Source organism: Shewanella sp. AS1 (assembly GCF_021412565.1).
Taxonomy (GTDB): domain Bacteria; phylum Pseudomonadota; class Gammaproteobacteria; order Enterobacterales; family Shewanellaceae; genus Shewanella.
Genome location: NZ_JAKCLJ010000002.1, coordinates 184,288 through 200,640, shown reverse-complemented (window position 1 = coordinate 200,640; position 16,353 = coordinate 184,288). Strand labels below are relative to the sequence as shown.

Sequence of the window (16,353 nt, the reverse complement as noted above, 5' to 3'; positions counted from 1 at the left end):
CACCACGTCAGAAGTGGGTCGTCAGTGGTCTTATATGGAACCTTAGTATGTGGTCTTTTGCCAAGCAGGATGTCGTAAAACCAAAGCCGGGTGTCATGGCGATGCTGCAGGGCATGTTCGGCCAACTAATCTGTTCTCTCTTTTGTGTCATTCCTTTTGCTATCCCTAGTCTTGCTAAAGCCGAAACCCTGCATCTCACCTCACTTAACTGGCCACCCTATACTGGAGAGAAACTGCAACAGGGGGGCGTCACTGTGGTGATCATTACGGCCGCCATGAATGCAGTGGGCCATCAGGTTAAAGTCGATTATTACCCCTGGAGCCGGGTGCTTCGTCTGGTTAAGCGTGATGACAGTATCTACCGCGGCTATTTTCCTGAATACCTTTACCCCACTGAAGATTATGTGTTTTCCGATCCCGTCGGTCACAGCCCTCTGGGGCTAATAGAGCAGGCCGATTTTCCCCTAAAGTGGCAGCAAGTTAGGGATCTCAACCGTTATCAACTCGGTGTGGTACAGGATTATGTCAACACCTATGAGCTCGACGGCATGATCGCAAATGGCAGCCAGAAAGTGGAACTTGCCAATTCCGATGAACATAACATCCAAAAAGTCGCCACGGGCCGGGTGCAGGGCGCTGTGATTGACCGCCACGTATTTAATTATTTGGTGGATCAAACCCACCTTAAACCCCTCAAAAACAAGCTGCAGTTTAATAAGCAGTTACTCGAACTAAGAAGCTTGCATATTGCCTTTAAAAATAATCCCGAAGGGATTAAGTGGCGTGACACGCTCAATCGGGGGCTTAAACAGATAGATCAAGATAAGATCATCCAGGCCTATTGGACTGCATTGGCACTGGATGATTAATCTGCTTTAAACCATTTAGCTAAACAATTTAGTTAAATCGATCACTTAATCTCGCCCAATCTCTATCTTAATCATTACGCCTTAGAGGTGATTGTCTGCCCTATGGGGGTTAAACTCAGCAGTGCTAATTTAAGGTGCTGAATACCAAAGGGGATCCCGATTATGGTGACAAAGCAGGCCAGTGCGTGGCCGATATGACCAATGGCGAGCCAGATCCCAAACAGCAGGAACCAGATGATGTTGCCAACCAACCCCAAGGGGCCCGTGCCTAAATCTTCAAGGCCAGTGAGTGATTTACGGTTGCGACTCTCCTGACCAAAGGGCCAGAAGGTCATCTCACCAATGACAAAACAGGCACGGCCAAAGGGGATACCTATGATGCTGATAAAGCAGAGCAGGCCAGCTAACCACCAGGCCAATCCCATGACAAAGCCACCTAAAATAAACCAAGCAATATTGAAAATTAAACGCAGTACAGCCATTTGGCCCCCTATTGAATGCGTATCAGATAAACTTAATTTTTGATAATAGCCGGATATAGCGATTATCATGCCATATTTCTAATCTATTGTTTTTATTGGTTATTACAATGATTCTGCTCGGGCTGGTTAGAGGTTTAGCTTAATAGTTGGTTAAATTAACCAGTTATATTAGCGAGTTCAGTCAGCGGCTCATGTAGCGCAAGTTTTATTTAGCGTGATTTTTATGTTGCGTAAGCTTTTTGTGTCGCAGTTAAGATGTAAAATGGCAGCTCGTTCACCAGAGTCTCAACTATGAAGCTATCCCATACTCCAGTCGATCAGATAGGGTTTGACCAATACGGCGTATTTGTTAAACGAGACGATCTGCTCCATCCCGAATTTTCCGGCAATAAGGCGCGTAAGTTTGCCTACTTTCTTGATCAGACTTTTCCCGGTATCACTCACTTAGTGGGTTATGGTTCGCCCCAGGCAAACTCGCTTTATTCCATGTCGGCGCTGGCCAAATTAAAGGGCTGGCAACTGTGTTTTTATGTCGATCATATCGCTTCTCATCTACGCGATAACCCGATAGGTAATTATCGTGCCGCACTGGAGAATGGAGCGGAGATCATCGACTTGTCTCAAGCTGAAGATCGCCAGGGCCGAGACACCTTAACTTATATACAAGAGCAGGTATTACCGGGGCGCGAGGACATGCTTTTTGTGCCGGAAGGGGGGCGCTGTCAGTATGCCGAAGTCGGTGTTACTCAGTTGGCCCGCGAGATCATCGCCTGGAAACAGCAACAAGCACTGAAATCTTTGATGGTGTTTCTGCCGTCAGGGACAGGCACCACGGCGCTATTTTTAAATAAGGCCTTTTGCCAGTTAGATCCCAGCATTCAGGTGTATACCTGCGCCGTTGTCGGTAGCGAGCATTACCTGAGATTGCAATTTAGTCAGCTGGAAAACGACAGTGCCTCGCATCCAGTGATCCTCCCTAAGGCGAAGCCTTATCACTTTGGTAAGCTCTATCCTGAGTTTTATCAGATCTGGCGTAAACTCAGCTGTAGCGGAATTGAATTTGAGCTGCTGTACGATCCTTTAGGCTGGCTGGTATTGGCAAAGCAGTTACCTAAGGTGAGTGAAGAGGCTGTGCTCTATGTTCATCAGGGTGGTTTGCTTGGCAATGAATCTATGCTGCCAAGATATCTGCGAAAATATGGCTAACGGGGAAGCGGGCTAACGAAGAAACGGGTTTACTCAGAAGCGGGCTAATTGGGGAAGATTTGTCTCATTTGGCGAGCTGCATCTCTAGTGAATATTTAGGGATACTGGCTTGCCAAATGAAATTTGCTCAGTCGTTGACCTTTGGGGTCAATCCTACTTGTTGCTTTAGCAACCTTCGATACGGGTGAGAGGAAGTGTGTATCGAATAGCAGAGGATTATTTATTGCTTGAAAGCAACCACTTCATAAACTGCAAGGCTTCGGTGCGCTTAGAGAAGGTTTGCTTGTTTTTACCTAGGCTATCGGTAAATGCGATAGAGGTTTTGTTAACAGAGATTGAGTCCACGGGAAAATTTACTGTGATCTCATGACCATTTACTTTGTACGACATACATCATACTCCTTTATATTGACTGCTGTTCGCAGTTGAAATTTGAATAATAAAAATCCTTAGCAATAGCGAAAGATGAATTTTAGCTGTTTGAAACTATCCATTTTATTTTGTTGCGTCAAGTCTGGCATCTCAACCATGCACCTCAACCATGCACCTCAACTATGTTAAGCCGTTCAATGTTCACAGTAGAGCATCTCTTGATGACAGTATGATGACCAAAACAGATGGCATAGCAACCATGTTGATTGAAGGTGATCTGACTTGTTTGATCTAAGCGAGCGGGTCTTGGGAAACAAAAATAAGACAGGGTATTTCAAGGCTGGCGATTATAAATCTGTTTAAATAAAAGTCAATAGCTTGATTATCGCGCTTCACTTAATTGTTCATTTTGCAGGTCGAGTAGGATCTGTTGTTTCACTTTAGGGCTGGCGGCAATATTGAGGCGACTGAGCCTGATGGCGTAGCCGAAACGTGCCCGTCCGACAATGGCCGTTAGCTGCTGCAGAAAGTGTTTATCTAGCCCGAGCATCTGGCTGTAATGTTCAATCGCCTTAGCGATGGAGCTAAAGCAGAGTCCATCGAACTGAAAATTAAGCTGATAAGCCTGTTCATCCAGCATTATGCCGTCGATACTCAGCGGCCAGGGCTTGGCTGTGGCACGGCCTTTAGCGACCTGGTACATAAACCAGCCACTCTTCTTGAAGCCTTCGAGGATTTTGCAGGAGAACTCAGATTCGGCCAGCTCCTGTTCGGTCCAGTTCTCGCCAATCGCCAGGTGTTTCTTATGCAGGCGCATTAGCTCATCTTTAACCGCCTGATGGCAATCCCAAATCGAGGTTAGCGGAAATCGTTTTGCCAGAGAGAGGCATTCGCGGCAACTGGGCACGGCCAGTGACGGATGGGGCGTGTAGGTTTGGGCCTGATAATGAAACACCCGATCGCAGGGCTCGGCGCAAAACCAGCAGGTGTGTCGCTTATCGAAAGGGATATCGACTAGGGGATAATCAAGGGACACAGTGACTTCCTGTGTCCATTGTTACAGAGAATTCTCGCAAGTTTATTGCTGCTCGATGTCGACCAGTTTTTTCGCCAGAACGATAGGGTCTAGCTCAATACAATCCTGCTCAGCATCCCAATCGATACCGACCAACACGCCATCATCGTGCAGATCCTGGATCCAGTATTCGAGCAACTCCTCTAAAGGGATTTTGGCGGGTTGATAATTCTGCCAGTCATCTGTGCAGTGGAATTTTGCCAGCTCGGCACTAGACCATAAGGGCATTACATCGGTATTTTCAAATTCTGAAGAGTCACATACGACCCAGCCTTCGCCAGTTTCGTCCTGTAGCCCCCATACGGCCTGATGTTCGGTCACATTTTCAATAAAGCCTGCCAGAGATGGATTGCTGTCTGTCATGGTAAGTCTCTTCGATATCAGTTAAAAACAGCGTCATTATACGCTAATGGAGGTGGGCTCCAAGGACTAGTTGGTTAAAAATGCATTATTTATAAAAATCTGCTAATCCAGTGGTTTATCAGGGCAAGTACTGCTGCGGGGTAATATTAATGATAATTTACTTAGAATAACTCAAGTATCTCGTTATCATGTGGCTAATCATAGTTATGATGACCGTATCTTTTCTGGTTGCCGCATTTGGCTAATGAATTTAGCGCAGCCACATTTATGGAGTGCCTTATTGTGAAAAAAATCCTCACCCTCACATCCCTTTTTCTCGCCTCGAGTTTAGCCCATGCCGATCAAGGCTTCGATACCTGTGTCAGCAGCCTGAAACAGAAAGCTGCCGATGCGGGCATCTCGGCAAAAACCATCAGCGAGAGTTTAGATCAGGTCAATTATGTACAAAGGGTGATCGAGCTGGATAACAAACAGCCAGAATTCAGCCAAACCTTCGATAACTATTTCACTAAGCGGGTGACAGATTGGCGGGTAAAAGAGGGGCGACGTTTACTCAAAGAACACAAGCCTCTGCTGCTTAAATTACAGAAAACCTATGGTGTTCCACCACAATACCTGATGGCATTCTGGGGGCTTGAGACTAATTTCGGCGCTTATAAAGGTAAGATGCCAGTGATCGATAGTCTGGTCACTTTGGCCTGTGATCCCCGCCGCAGCAGCTTTTTTACCAGTGAGCTAATTCAGGCGCTTAAACTGAAGCAAACCTATCAATTTAGCCGTGAGGAGATGATCGGTTCCTGGGCAGGTGCCATGGGGCACACCCAATTTATGCCATCGGCCTATGCCAGATACGCAGTCGATGCTGACGGCGATGGTAAAGCCGATCTCTGGCACAGCACAGAAGATGCCCTAAGCTCGGCGGCCAACTTTCTGCATCAACTTGGTTGGGTGCGTAACGAGCGCTGGGGGCGTGAAGTACAGTTACCAGCAAGCTATGACTACAAATATTTAGGTACTGATGATCCGCAGCCGTTAATCACCTGGGCAGAACTTGGGGTAAAAAAGGCCAACGGACAGCCACTGGCAACACCTCAGATGCAGGCGGCGCTCTATCTGCCTGCGGGTCATACCGGGCCTGCCTTCCTGGGGTATGACAATTTTAAGGTGATCATGCGCTGGAACCGCTCTGAATATTATGCCATTGCGGTAGGACACCTGGCCGACCGTATCAATGGCGCCGCGCCGCTGCATATCGCGCCGCCAGAGCAGGCCAACTTCAGTCGTGAGAAACTTAAGCAACTGCAGAATAAGCTCAATGAAAAAGGGTTTGATGTCGGCGAGGCCGATGGCGTGCTGGGAACCCGTTCCCGTGCGGGCTTACAGGATTATCAGCGCAGTGTTGGTTTAATTGCCGATGGCTTTCCCGATGAAAAGACCTTAAAGCGTATCGGCCTACAGCTCTAATCATTTTGATTGCATCTTGAAAGGTAATCCATTAGTTTCAAGTTAACCTCTCTGAAACTAATGGATAATTTTAAGGTGTCACCATGGATCTTCTTGCCGATTTAACCCATGCACAGCGGCAGCGTCTGGCCTTTATCGATTTTAGTCTGCAATATTTTGGGCAGATCTCTCGCCAGGATCTCATCGCCAAATTTGCCACGGGTCTAGCGGCATCCACCCGGGATCTGGCCTGCTACCGCGAGCTGGCTCCCAAGAATATGCAGTTAATTCATCAAACCAAACGCTACCACAGGTGTGATAAGTTTGCGCCTCTGTTTGACCATGATCCTGAAGTGATCCTCCACGGTTTGGCCAATGGTTTTGGTGATGGTTTATCCCATCCTGTGCAGCCCAGCGATGTGTGTATCGATGCGGTGCAGCTAATTCATCCCGATCCCAATATCATTGCCGGGATCATGCGCGCCATTCAGCAGCAACAGGCGATTGAAGTGACTTATGTGTCTGTCTCTTCAGGCTTGACCACAAGGGAGCTGGTTCCCCATACCTTAGTTAACAATGGCCAGCGTTGGCATGTGCGTTGCTTCGATAGAAAACATCAGGTGTTTACCGACTTTGTGGTGACACGCATTACCTCGGTCAGGCTGAGCAGCAGTGAGCCTTTCGATCATGAGTTGCCGAGTCAAGATCTGGGCTGGCAGAAATGGGTAGAGCTGGTGCTTATTCCCCATCCCAGCCTTACTCATCCCGAGGCGATTGAGTTGGATTATAAAATGGTGGATGGCAAGCTTATTCAGCACAGCCGTGCGGCGCTAGCCGGTTATCTGCTGCGCCAATGGAGTGTCGATTGCTCGGTAAAACATCAGATAGCGAAAGGGGTGTGTCAGCTGGCATTGGAGAATCTGTCAGTACTTGATGAGATTGAGCATCTGACAATAGTGCCGGGTGCAAAATCAAGGTAAGTCCAGGCTAGAGCTATCGAAGGAGTTTTGCTAAGCTCGACCCTAATTTTCAGTGTGTATAGAAGAAGGACACTCAATGAGCATTAAAAACGATATGGTGGTGCAGTTTAATTACACCCTGCGCGATGAGAAAGGTGAAGAGCTGGAGACAAACAAGGGGCTCGATCCTATCGCCTATCTGCATGGCCATCACAATATGATGCCGGGTGTAGAAAAGGCGTTAACAGGGCGGGCGATTGGCGACAGTTTCAGTGTGACTCTGCCTCCAGAGGAAACTTACGGGATCCGTAACCCAGACGCCGAGCAGCGCGTGTCGGTTAAGCATCTGCAGGGCGCGAAAGTCTGGAAGCCAGGGATGCGCGCGATCATTCATACAGAACAGGGCCAGCGTCAGGTGACCGTATTGAAAGTGGGTAAGTTTATGGCCACAGTAGACATTAACCATCCTCTTGCGGGACGCGAGCTGACCTTCGAACTCGAGGTGGTCGGCGCCCGCGATGCCACTCAGGAAGAGATAGCTCATGGTCATGCCCATGGCGTCGGTGGTCATCATCACTAATTTGTGATTCTAAACAGACGTCTATAGATAAAACCCAGATTTATTTTGGGTTTTATTCTTTTGGCGCGATATAGGGATTTTATGGTTATCGATTTCTCAACGGGAAAACTGATCCTCTCCGTAAACGACATTCACGTTAAGTTGAACCAGAGTACAGTCTCTCTCTACGCCATGGCCGAGGATCTTAAGGTATTTCAAGATGCCCTGATGTTAGTGGCCGATGCGGGGGCAGTGTGCTGGAGTATCAAACTCGATGACTCACAGCAGTTAGAGCAGGTTATCAATCAACTGGGGTTAGCGACGCAGTAAATGAATCGCTATTTATCTTATACTTTGAATTCAGTATCCATTTTATCGAGTTGGGTCTGGTCCGGCTTCCTGCTATTATGTCGCGAATTTTTTGGGTTGAGATAAGGAAATATTGATGAGCTCTGTTCCGATAGAGTGTGCCCTTTTAGAGAGGATCGCCGTAGAACCCACACTACCCGCTAAGGCCTGCGTTATCTGGTTACATGGATTGGGAGATTCTGGAGCCGGTTTTGCGCCCATAGTGCCTCTGCTGGCGATACCTGATTCTTTGGCTGTGCGATTTATCTTTCCACACTCACCGAGTATTCCAGTGACACTGAACCAAGGGTTCGTGATGCCAGCCTGGTATGATATACGGGGACTGGATATGAAAAACCGCGCTGATATAGCCGGGGTATTAGTCTCTGAAAAAGCGATTGCGAATCTAATTGACGAGCAGATCGCAGCGGGCATTCCTGCCGATAAGATAGTGTTGGCTGGCTTTAGTCAGGGAGGCGTGATGAGCCTGTTTACTGCGCTCAGGTATGATAAACCGCTGGCGGGGATCATGGCGCTCTCCTGTTATCTTGCTAGTGGCGAGCAGCTGCCCGATAACCTCAGTGAGGCGAATCGTCATACACCTATCTTGCAACAACATGGCGAGAAAGATGAAGTGGTGCCATTTGGTGCTGGGCTTGCTGCTCACGAATTAGTGAAGGCGGCGGGTTATCCGGTTCAATGGCAAAGCTATCCTATGGGGCACAGCGTGTTACCTGAGCAGCTACAGGATATCAGCTGCTGGCTGATTGAGCGGTTAAGCTGAGGATTGAATAGATTAAGTGGCTAAGCCTTTTGAGCGTAACGCACAAATAGCCAATAAAAAATCCACCTTTGCGGTGGATTTTTTATTGGGCTTGCCAGTTTTGGCTACAGCTCAAGTCTCTGGGTTATTTCAAAGGCGCAGCTTGTGCTTTGGTCTGAGGCAGGATGAGGTTCATTGTGATGGCCACTATGCCACACAGACTGATCCCGGTCAGGCTGAAGGAGCCTATGCCAAACGCCATTCCACCTATGCCGAATACCAGAGTTACCCCAACGATACACAGGTTTCTTGGCTCGCTGAGATCAACATGGTTTTTGATTAAAGAGTTCAGACCCACGGCGGCGATTGAACCAAACAGCAGACACATGATCCCACCCATCACAGGGACAGGGATGGTTTGCATTAAGGCGCCTAATTTACCTACGAATGCCAGAGCAATGGCGGTTATTGCAGTCCAGGTCATGATGCGGGGATCGAAACTTTTTGTCAGGGTGACCGCACCTGTGACTTCGGAGTAAGTTGTATTTGGTGGTCCACCAAAGGCTGAGGCGGCTATGGTCGCTACGCCATCTCCTGACAGGGTGCGGTGCAGGCCAGGCTTTTTCATATAGTCTTTACCTGTGACATTGGAAATGGCCAAAATATCGCCGATATGCTCCACCGCAGGGGCGATGGCGACTGGGATCATAAAGGCGATGGCATGCCAATGAAATTCTGGCGCTACGAAGTTGGGTAATGCCAGCCATTTAGCCTGCTGCACTGGGGTAAAGTCGATAATGCCAAAGGCCAAACCTAAAGTGTATCCCACTATAATGCCTGCCAGAATGGGCATAAGTTTAGCTATCCCTTTGGCAAAAATGGCGACACCGATAGTGGCAAGCAGTGAGGCCAAAGACAGGATCAACGCATGATCAGCATCGACCAGGACTAAACTGCCATCACCACTTTTACCTAATGCCATATTCACAGCGACTGGGGCGAGACCTAGACCTATCACAATAATTACTGGGCCCACGACCACAGGCGGGAGCAGACGTTTGATAAAGCCATCACCACGCAGTTTCACTAGGCTGGCTAATATCAGATAGACACAGCCAGCGGCCATTAATCCACCCATAGTGGCTGGAATGCCCCAGGTTTGCACGCCGTACAGGATAGGAGCGATAAAAGCAAAGGAGGAGGCAAGAAACACTGGCACTTGGCGCTTGGTGATGAGTTGGAACAGTAAGGTGCCAACGCCTGCGGTAAATAGGGCAACATTGGTGTCTAAGCCAGTTAATAACGGCATCAACACTAATGCGCCAAAGGCGACAAACAACATCTGTGCGCCTTGTAAGGGGAGCATTAAACGATTCATTCTTATTCTCTATTTTGTAGGTAAACCGAAAAAGTTTAACTTGATGCTCCTTTTTTTACATTCGAAAAGATCACATTCTGCAAAACTCGTCGAATGGGAATAAAATAGTTAAACTGAAATGATCAATGTGACAGGCATGGATTTACCAGGTGTGTTACACTGCCGCCACTCTAATTTGGTTAACGTTTTTTTTGGTTAAAGAATCGGATACGGATGTTTAAGAATCATATATTCGCTATTTTTAGCGCAGCATTGCTGCTTTTGAGCGTGAGTGTACAGGCTCAAGAGCGCCTTCAACTCGATGAGAGTAACGTTAAGGTTGAAGATCGCACTAGCCAAACCCAACAAAATGCGCTGCAACAGGCCTTGCGTAATGTCGTATTGAAAAATGCTGGCAGTCAGAGTGTGTTATCCAACCCGACTATAGCCTCAGCCATTAAAAGCCCAACGAACTTTATTCGCCAGTTCGGTTATCAGGAGAATGAAGGGCAGTTATATCTGCATGTTTCATTCGATCTACAAAAAGTCGTCAGATTGCTGCGCGATGCACAGTTACCTGTGTGGGGAACACAGCGTCCCTTAACCCTGTTCTGGTTAGTACAGGATGAGGATGAGCGCACCATACTCAATGATGAGTCGACCACAGAAACCCGCGCTTTTATCCGTGAACTGGCAGGTGAACGTGGTGTTCCTACGCTACTACCAATTATGGACCTTGATGACAGGATGAAGATAACCGCCAATGACGTGCGTGGTATGTTTGTCGACCATGTCGTCAACGCCTCTGCGCGCTATGGCACAGATTATTTTGTGATGGCAAGCATCGAGCCCAGTGATAATGGCGAGCGTAGAAGTTATACCATGGCGCTCTATCCTGTACGGGGTGACAACGCCTTGTTTACCCCACTTACCCAAGCATCGGGCGCAGCTGCAGATACAGACAGTGCCCTTGAGCAGATCTATAGTGCCATCAGTGAGTACTACGCGGGGCGTTATGCCGTTGCCGATACGGGCGAGTCTTTGATGACTCAGCTGAATTTTGTTCAAATCACTGAGCGTAAGCAACTGGTGGATATTGAACATTATTTGGGTCAGTTAACTGCGGTAAAGCGTGTGACCCTGACTCGCCTGCAAGGGGATTCTGCGATATTTTCACTGCAGCTTTTTGGGACAGAAGCGGATCTGTCCCGATTGCTGAACCTGGAATCTAAGGTCAAACGGCAATCAAATTCGCGTTCAGTCGATCAAGATCCGTTAACAAGCTCACAGAATGATGTGGCTAACTACATTTGGCTGGGACAGTGATGTAGGGTGAGCGTTTCAATTAAGCACTCCCTTAATCTGTTTATCAATACGTAAAATCGAGATTGAATTTAGTGGCATCTCATTCACCGTTACAATTGTCTTTACCCGTTTATCTGCCCGATGATGAGACATTTCAAAGTTATTACCCGGCTTCGGGTAATGATGAGCTTATTCAAACCCTGCAAGGGTGTGCGGCCGGGCAGAGGGACAAATCTGTCTATCTGTTTGGGCCTCAAAAATCGGGCCGAACACATCTGATGCACGCAACCTGTGCCAGGGCGAATGAGCTTAACCGCAGCAGTTTTTATCTGCCTTTAGCCATTCATGCCAGTATCTCTACCGAGTTGTTAGAGGGGCTGGAGCGGGTCAACTTAGTCTGTATCGATGATATCGATGCCATTGCTGGCCATCCGCTATGGGAAGAGGCGCTATTTGATCTTTATAACCGTATTGCTGAACAGACCGACTGTGCCCTTGTGGTGAGTGCGAGCGCCTCAGCAACCGAGAGTGGTTTTGGCTTGCCGGATCTTGTTTCGCGTATGCAGTGGGGAGTGACTTATCAGTTGCAGCCCATGGCCGATGAGGAAAAACTTGCCGCATTGCAACGCCGTGCTGCGATGCGCGGATTGCAGTTACCTGAAGATGTGGGTCGTTTCCTGCTAAATCGTTTGGCCAGAGATCTGCGCACCTTATTTGATGTGCTCGACAGGCTGGATAAGGCCTCTCTGGTTCACCAACGCAAGCTGACCATCCCTTTTATTAAAGAGATGCTGAGGCTCTAGTCTGTTCTAAAGTTAAAAAAAGCGCCTAGGGCGCTTTTTTGTTTGCCTGTTTTTTTAGACCTAGGCCCAGCTCTCGTCCTCTTAAGCGCGCGTAGAAGGGGAAAACGACCAATAAGGTACAGAGCAGAACCACTTCGACTATGGCAAAAAGCAGGGCGGTTTCTGTCACGTACAGCAAGGTTAAACCATGTAGCAGATACAAGCAGATTATAAAACTTGCCCAAGCATAGGTGTAAGGATTGCCGGTTAAGATCCCTTTGAGTGGGGCTAACAGGGGTAAGATCCATAACAGGCTGAACAGAAGCGAATATTGACCGTTAACGCCCTGCAGGGTAAACCAGCCAGCCATCAACAAAAGCAGCGCAACATAAGCGGTGCGGCCAAGCTTAAATAGGGTATTGCTCTTCATTGCAGGCCTTATAGTATGCTAAGTACGTTTTCTGGTGGGCGTCCGATTGCGGCTTTATCGTTAGCTAAGACGATAGGGCGTTCTAATAATTTAGGGGTATCGACCATAGCCTGGATCAACAGAGAGTCATCCTCAACGGCCGCTAGGCCAAGCTGTTTATACTCATCTTCTTTGGTGCGCATTAGCTCACGAGGGCTGATGGCTAACTTTTTAAGAATGTCACTGATTTCAAGGTTAGAAAGGGGTTGCTTCAGGTATTCAACCACTGTGATATTGCAGCCTTGCTCTTCCAGTAACGCCAGAGTTTGACGGCTTTTTGAACAACGAGGATTGTGAATTATGGTGACTTGGGTCATCAGGTTCTCCGGTTAACAGATCTGGGCTCATTCTACTGTAAAAGGTGAGTTGAGTCACAAAATCTTGCTGATCGCTATTTCAGTTCATCCATGGCTTGTTTCGCTTGTTTAAACTGACGAATACGCGCCTCGATGCGGGCAAGTTGTAGCGGTTCGCTCTCAGATAAACGATAAGCGAAATTGAGCTGATCGATTGCGCCGGCATAGTTTGCTGCTAAAGCTAGCGACTCGGCTTTCACATAATGCTCCATCGCCTGATTTCCCTCTTTGCGGTAGGCAGCACTCAAAAGTTGCAGTGGCAGCTGGCTCTGTTTGTCGAGGAAAATCACCTCCTCCAGGATAGGGATTGCCTTCTTGGGCTGATCGCTTTCGATATAGGCATTGGCTAGGTTGATATTGATCACCTGCGAGGTGGGTTTAAGGCGCTTCTCTCTCTCCAATAAATTAATGGCTTGCTCGAATTGCTGGCGCTCGAGCAGCAGATCTGTCTTAGTATCTATGTAGAAGAGATTATTGGGCCCAGATTGCAGCAGCTCATCGATAATCACTTCTGCTTCTTTTGCCCGTTTTGAACGCATCAGGGCCAATGCCAGACCATATTGTGCCGCCTGTTTAAAGTTATAATTGTTCTTTTTCAGCTGCTCTTCAAACAGCGACAGGGCGGCTTGAGGGCTGTAACTGGAAAATCGTACCTGAATACGGGCCTTGGCCAGCTGAAAGTCGAGGTTATCGGCCACGTATCTGTGGGGATATTGTGCCGCTCTGTTTCTTGCCTCTGTGATACGTGACTCTGGCAGTGGGTGAGTCAGTAGCATCTGTGGTGGCTTGGAGGTAAAGCGATAACGGGAGGCCAATTTCGCGAAGAAATCGGCCGCGCCTTCTGGATCAAACCCTGATTCGGCTAAGATCTGCATGCCTATCCTGTCGGCTTCTTTCTCGTGCAATCGGGTGTAGTTGATCTGGGACTGGGTCGTCAGTGCCTGGGTGGTCATTAAGGCGGCTATCCCCACCTGAGGTACAGCGATCGCCAGTAAAATCGAGCCTAGCATCCCCGCCATTGTGGCCGTGGAGCTTTTTTGCTGGGCTTCGAGGCTACGAGCCAGGTGCCTTTGGGTGACGTGGGTGATTTCGTGTGCAAGCACTGAGGCGATTTGACTCTCGTTGTCGGCGTTAAGAAATAACCCGGTATGCACGGCGACATGACCACCGAAAAAAGCAAAGGCATTGATCTCGTCGTTACGTAACAGGAAGAAATAGAAGGGGGTTTTGACCCCAGTTGCATGGGCTACTAAGCGATTACCCAGCTCGGTTGTGTATTGATTCAACACGGGATCGTTAAGCACTGGCGCCGATGCGCGGATCACCCGCATATAAGCATCACCGTAGACATTTTCTTTTTCCAGGCTGAAGGTATTAACCGCTGCGGTGCCAAGGTCGGGTAAATCATTATTTGCAAAACCCTGAGGTGCGATGGAGAAAAGGGCAAAGGATAGCGCCCCGGCGATAAGGGATTTTGCAGTTGGTAGTGTTCTCAAATCTTTCCTCAGGGGTCTGTGCTGGCTGTGTTATTTGAGCGACGAAATCACTATTAGTTCATTAATTTACATAAACTAACATACAGCTCATCTCGAACTGGATGATGTGTAATTGATAACTTGTGGTTTAGTTAGAGACTTAGGATAATAGCTGCAGTTTATCTTTAGCAAGTTCATTATGACTTTTATTGATTTGACCGCTTATCGTTGCCCGTTGGCCTTAGTTAAGTTTAAGTTAGCACTGAAACAGACAGAAAATGGTGAAGAGTTACAGGTAGCATTGAAGGACAGTGGAACCAGGCGCGATGTCTGTCGTTTTTTGGCTAAGGTGAATCCGACTTTTAGCGAGCTGAGAAACGATGAGCAGATGCTAATATTATCTGTAATGAAATCAAACCTGTCTTAATTAGAGTGCGTATCCGAAATAGGAAGTGTAAATGTTTTCCATATTGACTGACTGGTATAAAGAAAGGTTTAGCGATCCCCAGGCGGTAACATTAGTGTTTATCCTGGTGGCCATAGCGCTGGCGATCTACTTTGCCGGTGGTTTATTGGCCCCTTTACTGGTGGCCTTGGTGTTGGCTTTCTTGCTGGAATGGCCAGTGGCGCAGATGGTTAAGATAGGGATCAATCGCACCACGGGCGCATCTTTAGTGCTGGTACTCTTTATCGGCCTGATGGTGCTATTAACCTTTGGCCTGGTGCCTAGTATTTGGCGTCAGGGTGTTGCTCTGGCAACCGATCTGCCTAATATGCTGGACAAAGGCTTGATGACAATCACTGGCTATATCGAGCAATATCCGCAGTTTTTCAGTGTCGAGCAGATTGATGCCAGTGTCGGGGAGCTAAAGAAACTTCTCGATACCCAGCACATTATCGATTTTGGTAAACAGCTGCTTGGCTATTCAGCGTCATTGCTTGTGCTTATGGTTTACGCCATTTTAGTGCCTTTGTTGGTGTTCTTTTTCTTAAAAGATAAAGAGGAGCTGATCAGCGGTAGCAAGCGTTTTATTCCAGCTAACCGTGAACTGGCCCGTAAAGTCTGGCTGGAGATGAATCAGCAGATCTTCAACTATATTCGCGGCAAAGTGATCGAGATAGTGATAATCGGCGTGGTCAGTTATATCTTCTTCGCCGTAATGGATCTGCGTTATGCCATGTTGCTCGGGGTGTTGACCGGTTTTTCTGTGTTGATCCCCTATGTGGGGGCGACCTTAGTCACTCTGCCTATTGCTTTGGTGGCTTTTTTCCAGTGGGGCATGAGTCCTGAATTTGGTTATCTGATGTTAGGTTACGGTATTATTCAGGCGCTCGACGGTAATGTGCTGGTGCCTATTTTATTCTCAGATGCGGTGGATCTGCACCCTGTGTTCATTATCGCCGCAGTATTGGTGTTTGGTGGGCTATGGGGCGTGTGGGGGGTATTTTTTGCAATCCCCTTAGCCTCATTGGTGAAGGCGGTGATCAATGCCTGGCCTCAGTCTAAGGCCAAGTCTGAATCCGAATCCGAATCTATGAGCGATACGCCACAGACGCAGGAGAATGGTGAGCGAGCGGCCTCTTAATTATCTCGTAGTCGATTGAGTCAAATTTATTGATAACAAAAAGCCAGCTATGCTGGCTTTTTGTTATCTGTTGCTTATTACCTGGATTTTAGATCAATTTGATTCAAGGTAATCTAATACGACTTGGTGATGATCTTTGGTCTTAAACTTATCAAACACGTGGGCAACTTTGCCATCCTGACCTACGAGAAAGCTGAGGCGATGGATACCATCGTAGATCTTGCCCATGAACTTCTTCTCGCCCCACACACCAAAGGCATCGGCAACACTATGGTCTTCATCGCTGAGCAATGAGAAATTGAGCTGATGTTTATCGGTAAATCGGTTCAGTTTTGCCACAGGATCTGGGCTGATCCCAAAGACAGTAACATTAAGCTCATTGAGTGCATTTTGGCTGTCACGCAGTCCGCAGGCCTGCACTGTGCATCCAGGTGTTAGGGCTTTGGGGTAGAAATAGACTAACACCGGGCCCTTTTGTAGCGCCTCTTTTAACGAGGTAGACGCGCCGTCTTGATTCTGTAGTGTAAAGAGCGGTGCCTGATCACCTGTAGTTAAGGTTTTCATCCTAATTCCTTTGTTTTCCT

Annotated in this window: 20 protein-coding genes; 11 read left to right on the top strand and 9 right to left on the bottom strand. The window is 47.8% G+C overall.

The window, feature by feature from the left end:
- Positions 1 to 47 precede the first annotated feature (47 nt).
- Entirely contained in the window at positions 48 to 869 is an 822-nt protein-coding gene (locus LZP69_RS05130) for a substrate-binding periplasmic protein (RefSeq protein ID WP_326490248.1), read from the top strand.
- 74 nt (positions 870 to 943) lie between these two features.
- Here the strand turns inward: LZP69_RS05130 and LZP69_RS05125 are convergent, their stop codons facing one another.
- Complete coding sequence (locus LZP69_RS05125; RefSeq protein WP_234199115.1) at positions 944 to 1,351, bottom strand: YccF domain-containing protein; 408 nt, start codon at positions 1,349 to 1,351, stop codon at positions 944 to 946.
- A gap of 291 nt (positions 1,352 to 1,642) precedes the next feature.
- Here LZP69_RS05125 and LZP69_RS05120 point away from each other — a divergent pair, with 291 nt between their 5' ends.
- A complete protein-coding gene (locus tag LZP69_RS05120) occupies positions 1,643 to 2,557 on the top strand; it encodes a 1-aminocyclopropane-1-carboxylate deaminase/D-cysteine desulfhydrase (RefSeq protein WP_234199114.1) in 915 nt (304 codons plus the stop codon).
- Positions 2,558 to 2,773: 216 nt separating this feature from the next.
- Here LZP69_RS05120 and LZP69_RS05115 read toward each other — a convergent pair whose 3' ends face one another.
- The 3 genes from LZP69_RS05115 to LZP69_RS05105 all read right to left on the bottom strand — a co-directional run bounded on the left by LZP69_RS05115 (position 2,774) and on the right by LZP69_RS05105 (position 4,367).
- Entirely contained in the window at positions 2,774 to 2,947 is a 174-nt protein-coding gene (locus LZP69_RS05115; protein WP_234199113.1) for a hypothetical protein, read from the bottom strand.
- Positions 2,948 to 3,311: 364 nt separating this feature from the next.
- Entirely contained in the window at positions 3,312 to 3,965 is a 654-nt protein-coding gene (locus tag LZP69_RS05110; protein WP_234199112.1) for a hypothetical protein, read from the bottom strand.
- Positions 3,966 to 4,007: 42 nt separating this feature from the next.
- On the bottom strand, positions 4,008 to 4,367 hold the full coding sequence (locus LZP69_RS05105; protein ID WP_234199111.1) for a DUF2750 domain-containing protein: 360 nt from the start codon (positions 4,365 to 4,367) through the stop codon (positions 4,008 to 4,010).
- Positions 4,368 to 4,634: 267 nt separating this feature from the next.
- Between LZP69_RS05105 and LZP69_RS05100 the strand changes: the two genes are divergently transcribed.
- The 5 genes from LZP69_RS05100 to LZP69_RS05080 all read left to right on the top strand — a co-directional run bounded on the left by LZP69_RS05100 (position 4,635) and on the right by LZP69_RS05080 (position 8,460).
- Positions 4,635 to 5,831 (top strand): lytic murein transglycosylase, encoded by a 1,197-nt coding sequence (locus LZP69_RS05100; RefSeq protein ID WP_234199110.1) that lies wholly within the window; start codon positions 4,635 to 4,637, stop codon positions 5,829 to 5,831.
- An 83-nt stretch (positions 5,832 to 5,914) separates the two neighbouring features.
- Positions 5,915 to 6,790: a WYL domain-containing protein gene (locus LZP69_RS05095; RefSeq protein WP_234199109.1), complete on the top strand. Its 876-nt coding sequence runs from the start codon at positions 5,915 to 5,917 to the stop codon at positions 6,788 to 6,790.
- Between the two features lie 76 nt (positions 6,791 to 6,866).
- Complete coding sequence (locus tag LZP69_RS05090) at positions 6,867 to 7,349, top strand: FKBP-type peptidyl-prolyl cis-trans isomerase (RefSeq protein ID WP_234199108.1); 483 nt, start codon at positions 6,867 to 6,869, stop codon at positions 7,347 to 7,349.
- An 81-nt stretch (positions 7,350 to 7,430) separates the two neighbouring features.
- Positions 7,431 to 7,658, top strand: a complete 228-nt coding sequence (locus LZP69_RS05085) for a DUF3389 family protein (protein WP_234199107.1) — start codon at positions 7,431 to 7,433, stop codon at positions 7,656 to 7,658.
- A gap of 115 nt (positions 7,659 to 7,773) precedes the next feature.
- Positions 7,774 to 8,460 carry an alpha/beta hydrolase gene (locus LZP69_RS05080; protein ID WP_234199106.1) on the top strand — a complete coding sequence of 229 codons (687 nt, stop codon included), beginning with the start codon at positions 7,774 to 7,776 and terminating at the stop codon, positions 8,458 to 8,460.
- 124 nt (positions 8,461 to 8,584) lie between these two features.
- Here the strand turns inward: LZP69_RS05080 and LZP69_RS05075 are convergent, their stop codons facing one another.
- Positions 8,585 to 9,817 (bottom strand): uracil-xanthine permease family protein, encoded by a 1,233-nt coding sequence (locus tag LZP69_RS05075; RefSeq protein ID WP_234199105.1) that lies wholly within the window; start codon positions 9,815 to 9,817, stop codon positions 8,585 to 8,587.
- 213 nt (positions 9,818 to 10,030) lie between these two features.
- Between LZP69_RS05075 and LZP69_RS05070 the strand changes: the two genes are divergently transcribed.
- Positions 10,031 to 11,122 carry a DUF2066 domain-containing protein gene (locus LZP69_RS05070; protein ID WP_234199104.1) on the top strand — a complete coding sequence of 364 codons (1,092 nt, stop codon included), beginning with the start codon at positions 10,031 to 10,033 and terminating at the stop codon, positions 11,120 to 11,122.
- A gap of 71 nt (positions 11,123 to 11,193) precedes the next feature.
- Entirely contained in the window at positions 11,194 to 11,904 is a 711-nt protein-coding gene (gene hda / locus LZP69_RS05065; RefSeq protein ID WP_234199103.1) for a DnaA inactivator Hda, read from the top strand.
- Positions 11,905 to 11,929: 25 nt separating this feature from the next.
- Here hda and LZP69_RS05060 read toward each other — a convergent pair whose 3' ends face one another.
- The 3 genes from LZP69_RS05060 to LZP69_RS05050 form a co-directional block, all read right to left on the bottom strand.
- The gene (locus tag LZP69_RS05060) at positions 11,930 to 12,313 is read right to left on the bottom strand and encodes a DUF2069 domain-containing protein (protein WP_234199102.1); all 384 of its coding nucleotides are present in this window, start codon (positions 12,311 to 12,313) and stop codon (positions 11,930 to 11,932) included.
- Between the two features lie 8 nt (positions 12,314 to 12,321).
- Positions 12,322 to 12,669 (bottom strand): arsenate reductase (glutaredoxin), encoded by a 348-nt coding sequence (gene arsC / locus LZP69_RS05055; RefSeq protein ID WP_234199101.1) that lies wholly within the window; start codon positions 12,667 to 12,669, stop codon positions 12,322 to 12,324.
- 74 nt (positions 12,670 to 12,743) lie between these two features.
- On the bottom strand, positions 12,744 to 14,204 hold the full coding sequence (locus tag LZP69_RS05050) for a M48 family metalloprotease (protein ID WP_234199100.1): 1,461 nt from the start codon (positions 14,202 to 14,204) through the stop codon (positions 12,744 to 12,746).
- 178 nt (positions 14,205 to 14,382) lie between these two features.
- Here LZP69_RS05050 and LZP69_RS05045 point away from each other — a divergent pair, with 178 nt between their 5' ends.
- Positions 14,383 to 14,610, top strand: a complete 228-nt coding sequence (locus LZP69_RS05045; RefSeq protein WP_234199099.1) for a sulfurtransferase TusA family protein — start codon at positions 14,383 to 14,385, stop codon at positions 14,608 to 14,610.
- A 31-nt stretch (positions 14,611 to 14,641) separates the two neighbouring features.
- Positions 14,642 to 15,769 carry an AI-2E family transporter gene (locus tag LZP69_RS05040; protein WP_234199098.1) on the top strand — a complete coding sequence of 376 codons (1,128 nt, stop codon included), beginning with the start codon at positions 14,642 to 14,644 and terminating at the stop codon, positions 15,767 to 15,769.
- Between the two features lie 93 nt (positions 15,770 to 15,862).
- Here the strand turns inward: LZP69_RS05040 and bcp are convergent, their stop codons facing one another.
- Entirely contained in the window at positions 15,863 to 16,333 is a 471-nt protein-coding gene (bcp, locus tag LZP69_RS05035) for a thioredoxin-dependent thiol peroxidase (RefSeq protein ID WP_234199097.1), read from the bottom strand.
- Positions 16,334 to 16,353: the final 20 nt, after the last annotated feature.

Excerpts from the sequence above, each read along its gene's own strand:
- LZP69_RS05100 (WP_234199110.1), top strand. The coding sequence starts at position 4,635 with ATGGAGTGCCTTATTGTGAAAAAAATCCTCACCCTCACATCCCTTTTT.
- LZP69_RS05040 (WP_234199098.1), top strand. The coding sequence starts at position 14,642 with ATGTTTTCCATATTGACTGACTGGTATAAAGAAAGGTTTAGCGATCCC.
- bcp (WP_234199097.1), bottom strand. The coding sequence starts at position 16,333 with ATGAAAACCTTAACTACAGGTGATCAGGCACCGCTCTTTACACTACAG.
- LZP69_RS05115 (WP_234199113.1), bottom strand. The coding sequence starts at position 2,947 with ATGTCGTACAAAGTAAATGGTCATGAGATCACAGTAAATTTTCCCGTG.
- LZP69_RS05105 (WP_234199111.1), bottom strand. The coding sequence starts at position 4,367 with ATGACAGACAGCAATCCATCTCTGGCAGGCTTTATTGAAAATGTGACC.
- LZP69_RS05130 (WP_326490248.1), top strand. The coding sequence starts at position 48 with ATGTGGTCTTTTGCCAAGCAGGATGTCGTAAAACCAAAGCCGGGTGTC.
- LZP69_RS05060 (WP_234199102.1), bottom strand. The coding sequence starts at position 12,313 with ATGAAGAGCAATACCCTATTTAAGCTTGGCCGCACCGCTTATGTTGCG.
- LZP69_RS05120 (WP_234199114.1), top strand. The coding sequence starts at position 1,643 with ATGAAGCTATCCCATACTCCAGTCGATCAGATAGGGTTTGACCAATAC.
- LZP69_RS05090 (WP_234199108.1), top strand. The coding sequence starts at position 6,867 with ATGAGCATTAAAAACGATATGGTGGTGCAGTTTAATTACACCCTGCGC.
- LZP69_RS05125 (WP_234199115.1), bottom strand. The coding sequence starts at position 1,351 with ATGGCTGTACTGCGTTTAATTTTCAATATTGCTTGGTTTATTTTAGGT.
- LZP69_RS05080 (WP_234199106.1), top strand. The coding sequence starts at position 7,774 with ATGAGCTCTGTTCCGATAGAGTGTGCCCTTTTAGAGAGGATCGCCGTA.
- LZP69_RS05070 (WP_234199104.1), top strand. The coding sequence starts at position 10,031 with ATGTTTAAGAATCATATATTCGCTATTTTTAGCGCAGCATTGCTGCTT.
- LZP69_RS05075 (WP_234199105.1), bottom strand. The coding sequence starts at position 9,817 with ATGAATCGTTTAATGCTCCCCTTACAAGGCGCACAGATGTTGTTTGTC.
- LZP69_RS05095 (WP_234199109.1), top strand. The coding sequence starts at position 5,915 with ATGGATCTTCTTGCCGATTTAACCCATGCACAGCGGCAGCGTCTGGCC.
- arsC (WP_234199101.1), bottom strand. The coding sequence starts at position 12,669 with ATGACCCAAGTCACCATAATTCACAATCCTCGTTGTTCAAAAAGCCGT.
- LZP69_RS05045 (WP_234199099.1), top strand. The coding sequence starts at position 14,383 with ATGACTTTTATTGATTTGACCGCTTATCGTTGCCCGTTGGCCTTAGTT.
- LZP69_RS05085 (WP_234199107.1), top strand. The coding sequence starts at position 7,431 with ATGGTTATCGATTTCTCAACGGGAAAACTGATCCTCTCCGTAAACGAC.